Origin of the sequence: Ralstonia sp. AU12-08, from assembly GCF_000442475.1 — a bacterium.
GTDB lineage: Bacteria > Pseudomonadota > Gammaproteobacteria > Burkholderiales > Burkholderiaceae > Ralstonia > Ralstonia insidiosa.
Genome location: NZ_ASZV01000003.1, coordinates 168,825 through 182,600, shown reverse-complemented (window position 1 = coordinate 182,600; position 13,776 = coordinate 168,825). Strand labels below are relative to the sequence as shown.

Here is a 13,776-nt window from a genome sequence, read left to right as displayed (position 1 = left end):
TGCCTACACTATTAAACCGGGTCTTGTAGGGCAATCTTCCGTGTTTTGATTGCAGAGTCATTGTTATCTCTGTTTATAAAAAATAAACGCTCGTATCCATTGGCGGCGCGTCCGGGCAAACCGGCACAGCCATGGAGGAACCAGCCCGCAGGGCAGAGCGTCGCAGAAGTCGCTGTATGGACGTACAGCCTGCAAGACGGCTGCCAGCACGTGTAACCAGTGGCAGACGGTATTGCGGTGCCAGAGGTTCTCCCTAAGATGGTTCTACGGGACATCAACCATCATCTGCGCAAGGGGATGTGTCATGCGATACGAAGCGGGCCATGCATTGCACTTCAACCGGTGGGTTTCTTGTCTGAGTTGGCTGGCTGCTGTCGTGCTGTCGCCCATGGCGGTGGCACAGGCGCTGCAACCGGACACCCAAGGTCGGATCGAGTTCAACAGCTTCACCCCCAAGACCATGTTCGATCTGGCGCGCGAGCGTCGGCAGAATTGGCCTGAGCAGAAAGTCTGGGGAGACTTGTCGCTGCCCAAGACGGATGCCGCCAAGGTGCCCGCCATCGTGCTCGTGCACGGCAGCAGTGGTGTGGAACCCGCCATGGCGCAATGGGTGCAGGCACTCAACGAGGTCGGCGTTGCCACCTTTGTCATTTACATCTTCGAGCCGCGCGGTGTGAAACGCACGGTGGAAGACCAGACGCGCGTGCCCCACTCGGCCGACATGGTCGATGCCTACCAGGCGCTGCAATTGCTGGCGACCCACCCGCGTATCGACCCGGCGCGCATCGGCATCATGGGGTTCTCGCGCGGCGGTACGGTGGCCTTTCAAACGGAAGAAGAGCCGCTGCGGCGCGCCGTGATCAAGAGCGATCTCAAGTTTGCGCTGCACATTCCGGTGTATGCGGCGTGCAGCCAGGTGTTCTGGTCGCCCGACCTGAGTCGCGCGCCCATGCTCAATCTGGTGGGGGCAGATGACGACTATGTGATGCCTGAGCCGTGCGAACAGCTGGCCAAGCGCTACGCAGATGCCGGTGTGCCCGTACGGACGATCCGCTATGACAGCGCTCGGCACGGGTGGGACAGCACGGTTGCGTTGGCTTATCTGGGCCGGGCTACGAAGGCAACGTCATGCGGCGTCGTGCGGTGGGATATCGATACGTGGACGGCAACCGCCGAGCGCACTGGCGAAGTCATTGAACCCGCCAAGCTCCGGGATTTCTTCGCTGGGTGCATGTCGCTGGGCGCGCATGTGGGACGCAACGAGGCCGCGTACCAGAAGTCCCGTAAAGACGTGCAGGCTTTTGTGCGAGAGGTTTTCTTTCCCGGCCATTGAGGCGGGGCAGTCAGATTCCGTCGCGCAGGTTTTTTGCCAGGTCCTGGGGGGAGGTGCGCTGGTTCACGGCGTTGACGAGCTCGGCAAGAAACCATGGCAGCACGAGTTCTGTGCTCGAATCGGACAGGCCGATGCGCAGCCTCGGCTTTGATGTCGGCTCGGCAGTCTGGTCGGACTGCACCGGCCGGCTTTGCGCAAGCATCGCCTGAAGCTCCTGATCGGAGAACGTGGTGGACGACGTTGTGAGCGCAGAAGCGGTCATGGCTGCGGACATCAACGCCGTCGCCACGACAAGGTGTTTAAGGATTGTGGCAGGCATGGAGGCCCTCCATCGGCAAAAAGGACTGAATTGACGGCAATCGGCTGCAGTGACTGACTGCGCGGTTGCAGACAGCAATGATCCTCTTTCCGATCATAGCCGTGGCTTAGCGTTCCGTTTTGGTCAGGAAAGCGTAAATATCGCGCGCAATCGATCAAGTTGCCTGCGGTTGCAGCGCAATCACCGCCATGCCGATCAGCGCGATGGCCGCGCCGCCGATGTCCCACCGCGTGAGGGGAATGCCATCCACCCAGCGCAACCACACCAGCGCTACGGCGATGTACATACCGCCGTACGCCGCATACGTGCGCCCGGCCGCCGTGGGGTGCAGTGTCAGCAGCCAGGCAAACAGCGCGAGCGATGCCACTGCCGGCAGCAGCAGCCAGATGGGTTTGCCCTGACGCAGCACGAGCCACGGCAGGTAGCAGCCAACGATTTCCGCCAGGGCGGTCACGGCAAACAGGAGGGCGATGCGGAGGAAGTCCACGAGTACGAGTCGGTGCCGGGGCAATCAGGATGCAGGTGCCGATTGTGGCACGTTGCGGCGGGATGGCTGCGTCATGGCATTGGCTTGTGTGGGCGCAGCGGTTTCTCGGTATTGTTGCGGTCTCATCCAACAACAACACGATTGGGGACCCCATGCTTGAACTTCGGCCCACCTGCGAGCACTGCAACACCGCGCTGCCACCCGACGCCACCAATGCACGCATCTGCTCGTTCGAATGCACGTTCTGCGTGACCTGTGCGGATGAGGTGCTCGGCAACGTGTGCCCGAACTGCGGCGGTGGTTTTACCGCGCGGCCAATCCGTCCATCCCAGAACTGGAAGAACGGCAATTTCCTTGGCAACCATCCAGCCAGTGCCACGGTCAAGCATCGGCCGGCCGACTTGGCCGCACATGCGCAATTGGCAGCTGCCGTCGGGGCGACCCCGCCGGAGAAGCGCTAACGCCCAGCGCAGGTTAGTGCGAAGCTGCCGGCGGCAGCACTTGCGTGACCGTAAATCCGCGCGCAGCCATGAGGGCCGGCAACCCCTGCGACCCGATCATATGCAACGCGCCCACGGCACCAAATACACGTTGGCCACGCGCATGCACGCGGGCAATGTTGTCGGCCATGGCGCGGTTGCGGTTGGTCACCAGGCGCTTGAAGGCGCGCTTGTCCGATGGCGTTTTCAGGCAATCGCACCACTGCGGATAGCGCTCCAGCGTGCTGAGGTCGCTATCGGCCCAGGCATTGGCGAGCGTCAGGGTTTGCGTGCGCGCCTCGCCTGATTCAATGGCGTCGAGCTCGGTGTCGAACTGCTGCACCATCTCGTTCTTCGGCACGATTTCGTCCAGCACACGCAGTTGGTCGGCCAGGGTTTCCAGCGGCACGACGGGCAGGTGCACGCTGTTGGCGTAAGTGGTCAGAAACAGGTCGATGCCGAAATCGGGGTAGAGCCCGTCAGCGCGCAGCCCCAGTGCTGACAATGAGGCGAGTTGCATGATCGGCTGGAACTTGCGGATCTGCGTGAGCGCGGCATCGGGCAGGCACGCGGCAGCGATGAGCTTGTCGAGGCGCTCGCCGCGGCGGCCGCTTGTCAGGCGAACATCGTCCTTGGTCGTGCGCGTAGCGAATGCCTTGCGGCTGCCTTCCTTGTCGAGCAGATCGAGTTCCAGGGCAACAGCATCGCTGTGCTTGAGCGCATCGCGAACGGTAGGGCCAGGCAGCATCCAGTCGGCACGCGCAACGTGGATCGTGCCGTACAGCCACGATGTGCGGCCGTCCTTTTCGATGCGCCAGAGCAGGCCATGGTCGGTGGCGCGCTGGGCGGCGGCGGCCCAGCCGTCTTTGGGGATGGAGTCGGACGCAGGCGGCGGGCAAACACTTGCGGTTTGCGGTGATGCGTCTTGCGCCGTGGCGGTGCCGATGCCCGACAACAGACAGAGCGCCGCTGCAAGCGTGCGCCACTGGGTGCGATTGCGTGCCATGACTCTTCCCCGAGAAATCTTGTGATTTTGTGAGCGTGATGCCTGCAGTTTAGCGGGCGCCGGCCGTTGCGTCCCATCGCGTCCCATGCCGCCATCGCGCAATCGGCGGTGGCGAGCAGTGCCTCGCGCCGAGCACTTCCTGCCGCTGCTCAGCGCGCTGTTTCCGCAGGCGGCCCGTCCACCAGTTGCGCGGGGTGGGGCATGGCAGCCTAGAGGATGCGCCGGAACCGATCGCCGCGCGTGTTGCGGTGTTTCGTCTGCAGACCTGACGGTTATTCGCTTAAGCGCGGCGGTACGGCGTGCGCGCCGCGCGTTTCGCGAAACCACAGCGCCAGGCTTTCGTCTTCGAGTGCGTAGGCGCCGCGCGATTCCTTCCAGATCAGGTTTTTGTCGCGCAGTGCGTCGAGCGCGGCTTGCACCGTGGCGGTGGAGAAATCACTGTGTCCCAGGCGTGCGGCGTAGGCCTTCATCGCGTCTTCCGAGAACGGCGAGTAGCCTTGACCGCGCTCGATCAGCACCGCCAGCACGGTGCGCTGGATTTCAGTCAGGGCGCTGTATTCGCTCTCGATTTCGCCCCAGATGCGGTCACGAAAGCCCTGTGCACCGCGCTTGAGCAGCTCGCCCAGGCTGGCGGCCTCGCCCAGCTCCAGCGCGATCTCGCTGACGATGCCCTTGAGCATCTCCGGCCGGTGTCCGACCAGTTGGAAGGCGGCAAAGATGTCGTCTTCCTTGAACTGGTTGTTGGGCGCCAGATGCTGGTTGACCCATGCGGTATAGGCCGACACATAAGCGCGGCCCAGTAGCGGAAAGTTGGTCACGCGCGAGCCGAAGAACGGTTGCGTACGGTTGAGCAGCAGGTTGGCAAGCTTGTCGCGGTTTGAGCCCGTGAAGACCAGGAACAGGTGCGGCCCCCGTTGTGCCTCCACCCCCTGGTTCATCTGGTCGCGCGCGGCCTTGAGCGCGAACATGGCGTTGGTACCCGCCTCGGTGGACAGCGCGTGCTGCGCCTCGTCGATGATCAGCACGATCGGCCGCTGCACTGCCTTGTAGAGCACATCCAGCGCATCGGCCAGGGTAATGCCGGGCGGCAGCCCGATCTTGCCCAGATTGAAGGTGAAGGCGCGCAGTACCTCCACCTTCTCCATGCCGGCCTGCTTGGCCAGCTTGGCGATCGGCCCGTCGAATTCGGCCAGTTTGGACTTGATGGCATCGGCGATCAGCTGGCCGGGATCGCGGGCGCGGTCGGCCCAGAGGTCGACGTAGATGGCGACCCATTTGCGGCGCTCGACTTCGGGCACGAGGTCTTCGCGCAGGAAGGTGCTTTTGCCGGTGCGCCGTGGCGCCGCCAGGAACAGGCCGGAACGCGCATCGGCCAGGCCCTTGCCCTCCAGGCTGTCGCACAGCGTGTGGGCGAGGTCCTGGCGGTGGAAGTTGAAGCGGCCAGTGTCGGTGTCTGAATCGGTGGGTGCCATCGCTTTAGACGCAATTATGGGTTACGGTATAAATTATAGCTAACTCCATAATTAAGGATAAATCCCAACGGACTGCAACTTGATCTGCCCGATTCGCACGTTGCGCGACAGTACGTCGCAGGCAAAACGGGGAACCATGTGCAGCGCTATACTCCCCGGACTCCATCGTCCCACCCCATGCTCCATCGCCGCTGGCTCGCTCTCGTCTGGCTTGCGATCGTACTGAATGTACTGTCGCCGGTGCTCGCTTCCGCACGCGCGGCAGCCACGGGCACGCTCGCCGTCGACCTGTGCAGCGCAACGGCCCCGCATGGCAGCACGGTGCAGGTGACCATCGATTTGCAAGGCGATGGCTCCAACGAGGATTCGGCTGCCCACCACAGCGTGGCGCACTGCCTGTATTGCCCGGGGTTTGCCGCCGGGTTTGCGCTGGCATCGCCGCCGGCGCTGGAAGTTCCCACCGCCCATTTCATCTATCGCGTGCGGCAGCCGGCCAGCCCGGCACCCGTGTATGCGCGCAGTGCGCTGCGCGTGGCCGAGTCGCGCGCGCCGCCTGCGTCTCCGTCGTTGTCGATCTGATGCGCCCGCGGGGTTGAGCCTCGCGGCGCTTTTGCGTCTGGCCGCACGCAGGTTCGCGTGCATGGCCGGCGCCATCGCAATCCGGAGACCACCTCGATGTCATTCCACAAGCGCGCTGTGGCTGCCCGCCCCAAGCGCACGCTGGTGTGCCGTGCAGCGCTCGCCCTGAGCGCAGCGGCACCGCTGTCCATCTCGTTGCCCGCCTTTGCCGAAGATACCGCGCAAGCCCCTGCGCTTGTTGCCCAGGAGCTCGCGCCCACCGTAGTGCGCGCCAACGCCGCGCCCGCGCCGTTCGCCCGCAACACGCCGGCCGTGGTGCAGACCGTCACCGCTGACCAACTGGCCGACCGCAACGTCGTCACCACCGAAGACGCAGTCAAATACCAGCCCAACGTGATGGTGCGCCGCCGCTTCATTGGCGATCGCAACTCCATCTTTGCCGGCCGCGATTTCAACGAGATTCAGAGCGCGCGCGGCCTGCTGTATGCCGACGGCATCCTGCTCTCGAACCTGCTCGGTTCCAGCTACAGCTACCCGCCGCGTTGGTCGATGGTCGGGCCGGATGATTTGGCGCGCGTCGATATTCTGTACGGGCCGTTCTCCGCGCTGCTGCCGGGCAACTCGATGGGCACGACCATTTCGATGACGTTGCGCAAGCCCGAGACCTTCGAGGCCGCAGCCCAGACGCAGGTCATGAGCCAGCGCTTCAGCGATGCGTACGGATTTTCGCGCAACGTCACCGGCAACCACGAGAGCGCATCGCTGGGCGATCGCATCGGCAAGTTCTGGTATGCGCTGTCGGTCGATCGGCTGGAAAACGACAGCCAGCCGATGCAGTACGCCACGCCCAACTCCAGGTTCACGCCGGGCGGCACGCCGGTGCCGGTAACAGGCGCCAGGCAAGACCTCGGCCCCAACGGCCTGCCACGCGTGATTCTCGGGCCGCAGATGCTTGAGCGCACGCAGCAACTGCAAGAGACGCTGCGCATGGGCTATGTGTTTAGCGACAGCCTGGAGGCATCGCTCACGCTCGGCCACTGGGAGAACCACTACAACGATCAGGCGCTGAGCTTCCTGCGTGATGCGGCCGGCAACGTCGTGACGGGGGGCAACGTGCTCGTCAACGGCACGCCGTACACCATCGCCCAGAACGCCTTTGCCCCGCAGAACGGCGACCAGGAAAACTGGCTCTACGGCCTGGGCGTCAAGGGCAAGCTCGGCGGCTGGAAGATCGACGCCAATACTTCGGCCTACAACGTCACGCGCGACATCCTGCGCGCTTCCAACACAGCCGCCGGCAACGGCCCCGGCATGGTGTTCTACGGCGATGGCACGGGCTGGTCCAACTTTGACGTGAAGGCCATCTCGCCCACGGTGTCCGGCCATACCTTCACCACCGGCTACCACTACGACCAATACCACCTGCGCAACCAGACCTTCAACGCGACCAACTGGTCGGCCGGGGCGATCTCAACACTCAAATCCAGCTACCAGGGCGATACGCAGACGCAGGCCGTTTTCCTGCAAGACGCCTGGGCCTTTGCGCCGCGCTGGCTGGCGACGCTGGGCCTGCGTTATGAAACCTGGCGCGCCTACAACGGCCAGCTTGGCAACGGTAGCGCCACGCTGGGCTACGCCAGCCGCACCGAAGACGCGTTCAGCCCCAAGGCCGCGTTGCAATGGCAAGCCACGCAAGACACGCTGCTGCGCCTGTCGTATGGCCGCGCGGTGCGTTTCCCGACGGTGTCGGAGTTGTTCCAGGGCACGATCAGCGGCAACACCATCGTCAACAACGACCCCAACCTCAAGCCCGAGCGCGCCAACGATTTCGACTTCACCGTCGAGCAGGCGGTGCCCTACGGCACGCTGCGCACGAGCCTGTTCCAGAGTGACGTGCGCGACAGCATCTACACGCAGACCAACATCCTGGTCACGCCCAACGTGACCAACGTGCAGAACGTTGACCGCGTGCGCACGCGCGGTATCGAACTTGCTTACTCCGGGCAGGACGTGATGCGCGATGTGGGCGTACGCGGCGTCGATGTGGAGGCCAACGTGGCCTTCACGCAGGCCAAGACGCTGGCCGATGCCGCCAACCCCACCTACGTCGACAAGACCTGGCCGCGCATGCCGCGCGTACGCGCCAACCTGTTCGCGAGCTGGCATGCCACGCCGGATTGGACGGTGGGTGCAGGTGTACGCTATTCGGGCCGGCAGTACGGCACGCTCGACAACACCGATGTGCTGCCCAACGTCTACGGCGGCACCAGCAGCTTCTTCACGGTGGACCTGAAAGCCAGCTATCGCATCGACAAGCACTTCACGCTGGCGCTCGGCATCGACAACCTGACGGATCGGAAGTATTTCGTGTACCACCCGTATCCGTCGCGCACCTTCTATGGCCAACTGAAATGGCGTCTGTAATGCATTCGATTCCTTCACTGTCCCGATGGGCCGCTGGGCTGCTGTTGGCGCTGGCAAGTACGTTGGCATTCGCACACGAAGGGCACGACCACGGTGCCATGGCGGGCAAGGCCGCCGCCCAGCCACAACGCGCGCAACTCGCCACCACGGCCGCGTTCGACAAGGCGGGCCGGTTGTGGGTGACCTGGGCCGAAGGGCAGCACGTGGTGGTTGCGTCGTCCGATGACCTGGGCAAGACGCTGTCCAAGCCGCAGCGCATCACCCCGCAGCCAGAGCCGATCTACACCGACGGCGAGAACCGCCCGAAGGTGATCGCCAGCCCCGACGGTGCGCTGTACGTGAGCTGGTCGCGTCCGCTCGATGCGCCGTACACGGGCTACGTGCGCTTCTCGCGCTCGCTGGACGGCGGCAAGGCGTGGAGCGCGCCCATCGTCGTTCACCATGATCGCCAGCCGATCACGCATCGCTTCGATTCGATTGCGGTGGACGGTGACGGCCGCATCTTCGTCACTTGGATCGACAAGCGCGACCTGCTGCGCGCGCAGGCAGCCAAGCAGCCGTATGACGGTGCGGCGGTGTACTACACCGTCTCCACCGACCGGGGCGCCACGTTCGCGCCGGAGCGCAAGGTGATCGACCAGACCTGCGAGTGCTGCCGCATTGCGCTGGCGCCAGATGCCAACGGCCACATGCTGGCGCTTTGGCGCAACGTGTTTGCCGGGCAGATTCGCGATCATGCGCTGGCGACCTTGCCCGTCGACAACACGCCGCTTGCCATCACGCGTGCGACGTTCTCCGAGTGGCGTGTGGATGCCTGCCCGCACCACGGCCCGGCCCTGGCCGTGACGGCCGATGGTGTGCGGCACCTGGCGTGGTTCTCGGTGCAGCAGGACAAGCCGGGGCTGTTCTACAGCCGACTCTCGGCAGATGGCCGACCGATTGGCGGTGCCTGGGCGTTTGCCGGTTCCGCGCAAGCGGGTGCGCAGGCATCGCACCCGGCGTTGCTGGCTGCCGATGGCGCGCTGTGGCTCGCCTGGAAGCAATTTGCCGACGACCACATGCAGATCCTGCTGCGCAAGTCGACTGATGGCGGCGCGCATTGGACAGCGCCGGTCAGCCTGGCGCGCACCGACAGCGGCAGCGACCATCCGCAACTGCTCGCGCGCGATGGCCGCATCTACCTGTCGTGGCGCACGCAGGCTGAGGGCTATCGGCTGATCGACGTGACCCAGGCGGTTCCCGCCAACGCAACGCTGGAGGCTGCGCTATGAACATCCGCGTGAAGACCTGGGTGATGGGAGCGGTGCTGTCTGCCGCAGCGTTTGTCGTGCAGGCCGCTGAAGCACTGCACTTCCAGCCGCTGCTCGCGCGCGACGTGCCGGCGCTGCTGCAGACGCCGCGCACCCGCCCGCTCATCGTCGAAATCTGGTCGCTCGATTGCAGCTACTGCCGCGAGAACATCGGTCGTATCGCGCAATGGCGGCGCACTGCCAAACAAAACGTGGACGTGGTAATGGTGGCGATGGACGGCCCGGAACAGGCCGACATGATGAACCGCGCGCTGGCGCCGTTGGCACGTGACAGCAAGGTCGGCCTCGCACGCATGCCGCAATACGCCAATGCAGAAGCCATGCCCGAGCGCATGCGCGCCGCGCTGGACCCCGGCTGGCAAGGCGAGATGCCGCGCACGATCATCCTGCGCGCCGACGGCAAGCGTCATGCATCGAGCGGTTTGCTCACGCCGGAAGCTCTGGACGGGGCGCTCGCACACTAAGCTCTCTTAACCTACTGGAGGAAGCGCTCTGAAATAATCCCGGCCCCAATTCACAACAAAGGCAGGGAAATGAGCGTTCTCAATAAAGTCGAAAGTGGTTATCTGCAGCTGATGCGGATTCTCGTGCTGGCGCTGGCCACGATCGTGCTGGTGGGCGTGGTGGTGCTGGGCGTGAGCGCGGTGAGCGACTACAACGCCAAGCCGGCAACCGTCTCGGAGGCCATCGACATCAAGGCCTCGGCGTTCAAGCTCGACGACGATGCGGCAGAGGGGGCGGGCGACGATGCCGCCAAGCAGCACCCCGGTGCGGCCAAGCTGGAAGCGGCACTGGCGGACGTCATCAACAAGCACGGCAAGACGCTGCTGGGTGCATCGTTCCAGTTCGACAAGGCGGAAGTGCATGAACTGGTGATCGGGGCGCTGGAAGATCCTGACCAGGGCGAGCCGTTCCTGACCTCGCAGACGGCGTATCTGGACCAGGTGCTGGGCCGTGCCGATGTGGCCAAGCAGGCCAAGACGAGCGAGGCGTTCTACGCGATCGTCAACAAGGTGTTTGTCGATTACCACATGGCCTACGCCGCCGAGAAAGAGCGCATCTCCAACGCGAAGGATGAGGCCAAGCTGGATGCCAGCGGCAAGCGCTCGGGCGTCTATATCTCGGTGTACATGATTGCCGCGCTGTTCTCGGCGTTCATCATGCTGGTGCTGCTGATTGTGCAGATTCGCATCGAGCGCAGCATCCGCGTGATGTCGGAAGCCAACGCCCGCGCTTGAGGCCATCTGGCGACCAAGTGGTCGGCCGAGGCATGTCTCTTATCGGAAGTATGAACAGTCCTTAAAGAAAACGGCGCAGACCCCCCTCGTTGTTGGGGTATGGCGGGGGGCGTGACCTTTTTATAATGGCCTCGCTTTGTGAATTCCGGCGCATTGCTCGTTCACAAAGCACACCCGACCATCTTTCGTCGTCAAAGGCTGAAGATGTTAAGCCCGCTCGCCCCCCGGCCCGCGGGCTTTTTCTTTGCCCGATCCATGTCGGGTCTGTACTGCGGCGGGGGCGGATGATAACGCGCTCTTAACGCGTTGTCGCGTGCGACGAAGTGGGGTATGCGGCGGCCGGGCGCTCCGTTTCGTTGGAGGCCGCACCCAGGCCGATGGCGAGTGCCGCCAGCAGGATGGCAACGCCGCGCGCAATGTAGAACACCGTTTGTGCACTGATCATTTCTGCTTCAGGGGGCTTTGCTTCGGTGGGGCGGGCATGCGAGGTGTCGTACGCGGTGTGGCGCGATGCGTGCATCGGCACAGCATCGCGATGGGCGCGCGGTGCGCGCGTGCGGTGCGTCGGATGAGGCTGCATGTCTGGCATGGCGGTTCTCCTCATACTCAAGCGTGGGACCAGGCGCGCCAGAACAGCAGCGCCGTCATCGAAAAGCCGAAGGTCGAAATCAACGCCCGCACGACCAGCACGGGCAGGCGCTTGCCGACTTGCGCGCCCAGATAGCCGCCCAGCGCGGCGGCCACCAGCATGACCAGCGTCTGCGGCCACCAGACCATCTTGGCCAGGGCAAAGCACAGCACCGCAACCAGGTTGGTGGCCCCAACCAGCAGCGTGCGCGAGGCGTTCAGCGCTTTGATGTCGTCGTGGCCGAACAGGGCCCAGACCGCCATCATCATGATCCCGACCGCGCCGCCAAAGTAGCCGCCGTAGATGGCCAGTGCGCCTTGGGCGACCAGCAGCATCGTCCGGTTGATCTGCATGCGCTGGCGCAACCATGCCCCGGCCTGTTTGCCGAAGGTGAACGCCAACGTGCCCACCAGCAGCAGCCACGGCACGATGAAATCGAACGCGCGCGAAGACGTGTTCATCAGCAGCAGCGCACCCGCCAGGCCGCCGACCAGGCTGACCGCCACCATGGCACGCATCGAGACCTGCTCGAACCCGCGGTAGTCGCTGCGATAGGCCCACGCTGAGGTGGCCGCACCCGGCAGCAGCGCGACCGTGCTCGACGCATTGGCTGCAACCGACGGCACGCCGGCAAACATGAGCGCGGGCAGGGTGACAAACGAGCCGCCGCCCGCCAGTGCATTCATCATGCCGGCGAGCAGGCCCGCGCCAAAAAGCAGCAGCGTGGCAGATTCCATTTGGGGGCGAGGAATGTGTTGGGGTGTTGCGTTGGAAGATGCCTCAGTTTCTGCCACTGGCGACCCCGCCACAATCTGCGATACATTGATCCAGCCTCAGGATGAAACTGAGGCTCAAGCCAATCTCGCCCTGCCATGCGCTTCGATCTGACTGATTTGCGACTTTTCCTGCATACCGCCGAGGCCGGCAGCATTACCGCCGGCGCTGAGCGTTCGCACCTGACGCTGGCCTCCGCCAGTGCGCGCATTCGTGGCATGGAGGAGACCTTGGGCGCGCCGCTGCTCATGCGTAACCGGCGCGGCGTGGAAACCACTGCCGCCGGCAGAACGCTGGCGCATCACGCGCGCGTCGTCCTGCAGCAGATGGACCGCATGCGCGGCGAGTTGGGCGAGTACGCGCGCGGGCTGAAGGGCTACGTGCGGCTGTTGTCCAACACGGCCGCCATGACCGAGTTCCTGCCCGAAACGCTGAGCGCTTTCCTCGCGGCCCATCCCGAAGTCGACATCGACCTGGAAGAGCTGGTCAGCCACGAAATTGTCGAGGCGATTGCACAGGGGCGGGCCGACATCGGCATCGTCAACGATGCGGTGGATCTATCGGGGCTTGAGACGTTTCCGTTTCGCCATGACCGTTTGGTGCTGGTGACCGCGCGCGATCATCCATTGGCCGAGCGCCGCGAGCTGGCCTTCGTCGACACATTGCAGGAAGCCTTTGTCGGCCTGACAGGGGATAACGCGCTGCAGGCCTACCTGGCCGGCCATGCTGCGCGCGCTGGCTATCGGCTCAAGTACCGCGTGCGGCTGCGCAGCTTTGATGCGGTGTGCCGCATGGTGGAGCGCAACGTGGGCGTGGGCGTGATTCCCGAGCATGCGGCCATCCGGCTGCAGCGCTCGATGGGGATTCGCCGCGTGCGCCTGACCGATGCGTGGGCGACACGCTTGCTGCGTATCTGCGTGCGCAGTTTTGACGACCTGCCGGTCTTTGCGCGGCAACTGATCGAGCATTTGCGCGAGGCCTGAGCGTGGTGCCCGTCCGTCATTTGGGGGAGGCGCGCTGTTTGAACTCGCGCCGGTGAAATCACGTCGGTACACTGCAACAACAGTTGCGAGACGCATGGCAGACGTGCGGCACCGCATCAACCTTCCGCTCATGGAGCACATCATGGCTTCTGCCGGTGTTCCCCCGATTGGCCTGCTGCACGCCGCGCGTGCACTGCGCATTTATCGGCGCCACGAAATCAACGCGCTGGCGTGGATTGCGCTGGGCGTGTGCCTGCGCAGCCCGGCGCCAATGGCGGCGCTGAGTGTCGCGCTGCTGATCGTCTGCGCATGGACGTTGACCCGACATATCCAGCATCTCAAGCCCCTGTATGAACTGCCGGTGTTCAGTCGCGTACTGACGCATGGTGGCATGGCGTTTGCCGCCATCAACGCAGCGCTGCTGGCGGTGGAGCTGGCAACAGGCGCCGGGCGCGGGGCATGGTTCGATGCCGATGGCTGGCTTGAGCCGGCATGGCCGCAGATCCTGCCGGGCATGTCGGGCGCGATCGAGCTCATGCTGGTCTGCGCACAATGGGCCGCCGTGCTGGGTGCGGTGGCTGCGGCCACGGCCTGGGCATGGCTGAGCCTGGGTGGTGGTCGTTTCCTACGTTTTCCGCCGCGCTCGCAATGAGCCGATAAGCATGTGGCCCGGGTGATTCCGGGCTGGTCTGGCGGGGCATTTCCTTCTATAAGTTGGTGTGGCAGTTGCTGGTGCGTTTTCAG

At 64.3% G+C, this 13,776-nt stretch carries 15 protein-coding genes and 1 pseudogene; 10 read left to right on the top strand and 6 right to left on the bottom strand.

Annotation, left to right across the window (positions count from 1 at the left end; translation table 11 throughout):
• The first annotated feature begins 304 nt into the window (after positions 1–304).
• A complete protein-coding gene (locus C404_RS31910) occupies positions 305–1,333 on the top strand; it encodes a dienelactone hydrolase family protein (RefSeq protein WP_031328712.1) in 1,029 nt (342 codons plus the stop codon).
• Positions 1,334–1,343: 10 nt separating this feature from the next.
• Here the strand turns inward: C404_RS31910 and C404_RS31905 are convergent, their stop codons facing one another.
• Positions 1,344–1,607, bottom strand: a complete 264-nt coding sequence (locus C404_RS31905) for a hypothetical protein (RefSeq protein ID WP_235180606.1) — start codon at positions 1,605–1,607, stop codon at positions 1,344–1,346.
• A 199-nt stretch (positions 1,608–1,806) separates the two neighbouring features.
• Positions 1,807–2,139, bottom strand: coding sequence for a YnfA family protein (locus C404_RS31900; protein ID WP_021192739.1), 333 nt, complete (start codon positions 2,137–2,139; stop codon positions 1,807–1,809).
• Between the two features lie 152 nt (positions 2,140–2,291).
• Here C404_RS31900 and C404_RS0129465 point away from each other — a divergent pair, with 152 nt between their 5' ends.
• On the top strand, positions 2,292–2,600 hold the full coding sequence (locus C404_RS0129465) for a DUF1272 domain-containing protein (protein ID WP_031328711.1): 309 nt from the start codon (positions 2,292–2,294) through the stop codon (positions 2,598–2,600).
• 13 nt (positions 2,601–2,613) lie between these two features.
• Here C404_RS0129465 and C404_RS31895 read toward each other — a convergent pair whose 3' ends face one another.
• Positions 2,614–3,624 (bottom strand): TraB/GumN family protein, encoded by a 1,011-nt coding sequence (locus C404_RS31895; protein WP_021192737.1) that lies wholly within the window; start codon positions 3,622–3,624, stop codon positions 2,614–2,616.
• Between the two features lie 127 nt (positions 3,625–3,751).
• Here C404_RS31895 and C404_RS60545 point away from each other — a divergent pair.
• Positions 3,752–3,893: pseudogene (locus tag C404_RS60545) on the top strand (alpha/beta fold hydrolase); the annotation flags it as partial.
• Between the two features lie 3 nt (positions 3,894–3,896).
• Here the strand turns inward: C404_RS60545 and C404_RS31890 are convergent.
• A complete protein-coding gene (locus C404_RS31890; protein WP_021192736.1) occupies positions 3,897–5,096 on the bottom strand; it encodes a hypothetical protein in 1,200 nt (399 codons plus the stop codon).
• A gap of 177 nt (positions 5,097–5,273) precedes the next feature.
• Here C404_RS31890 and C404_RS31885 point away from each other — a divergent pair, with 177 nt between their 5' ends.
• From C404_RS31885 to C404_RS31865, 5 genes are all read left to right on the top strand, one after another.
• On the top strand, positions 5,274–5,675 hold the full coding sequence (locus tag C404_RS31885; RefSeq protein ID WP_021192735.1) for a DUF2946 domain-containing protein: 402 nt from the start codon (positions 5,274–5,276) through the stop codon (positions 5,673–5,675).
• A 96-nt stretch (positions 5,676–5,771) separates the two neighbouring features.
• Positions 5,772–8,099, top strand: coding sequence for a TonB-dependent receptor (locus tag C404_RS31880; RefSeq protein ID WP_021192734.1), 2,328 nt, complete (start codon positions 5,772–5,774; stop codon positions 8,097–8,099).
• Positions 8,087–9,370, top strand: coding sequence for a sialidase family protein (locus C404_RS31875; protein ID WP_065426156.1), 1,284 nt, complete (start codon positions 8,087–8,089; stop codon positions 9,368–9,370). Before C404_RS31880 ends, C404_RS31875 begins: the two co-directional genes overlap by 13 nt.
• Positions 9,367–9,873 (top strand): redoxin domain-containing protein, encoded by a 507-nt coding sequence (locus C404_RS31870; RefSeq protein WP_021192732.1) that lies wholly within the window; start codon positions 9,367–9,369, stop codon positions 9,871–9,873. The genes C404_RS31875 and C404_RS31870 overlap by 4 nt, the downstream gene beginning before the upstream one ends.
• Before the next feature lie 69 nt (positions 9,874–9,942).
• Complete coding sequence (locus C404_RS31865; RefSeq protein WP_021192731.1) at positions 9,943–10,647, top strand: hypothetical protein; 705 nt, start codon at positions 9,943–9,945, stop codon at positions 10,645–10,647.
• 298 nt (positions 10,648–10,945) lie between these two features.
• On the opposite strand, the gene C404_RS31860 is transcribed toward C404_RS31865, so the two are convergent.
• On the bottom strand, positions 10,946–11,236 hold the full coding sequence (locus C404_RS31860; RefSeq protein WP_021192730.1) for a hypothetical protein: 291 nt from the start codon (positions 11,234–11,236) through the stop codon (positions 10,946–10,948).
• 17 nt (positions 11,237–11,253) lie between these two features.
• Positions 11,254–12,012: a sulfite exporter TauE/SafE family protein gene (locus tag C404_RS31855; RefSeq protein ID WP_021192729.1), complete on the bottom strand. Its 759-nt coding sequence runs from the start codon at positions 12,010–12,012 to the stop codon at positions 11,254–11,256.
• A 135-nt stretch (positions 12,013–12,147) separates the two neighbouring features.
• On the opposite strand from C404_RS31855, the gene C404_RS31850 reads away from it, so the two are divergent.
• Both C404_RS31850 and C404_RS31845 read left to right on the top strand, forming a co-directional pair.
• Positions 12,148–13,032, top strand: a complete 885-nt coding sequence (locus C404_RS31850) for a LysR substrate-binding domain-containing protein (RefSeq protein WP_021192728.1) — start codon at positions 12,148–12,150, stop codon at positions 13,030–13,032.
• A gap of 142 nt (positions 13,033–13,174) precedes the next feature.
• Positions 13,175–13,684, top strand: coding sequence for a hypothetical protein (locus tag C404_RS31845; RefSeq protein WP_031328710.1), 510 nt, complete (start codon positions 13,175–13,177; stop codon positions 13,682–13,684).
• Positions 13,685–13,776: the final 92 nt, after the last annotated feature.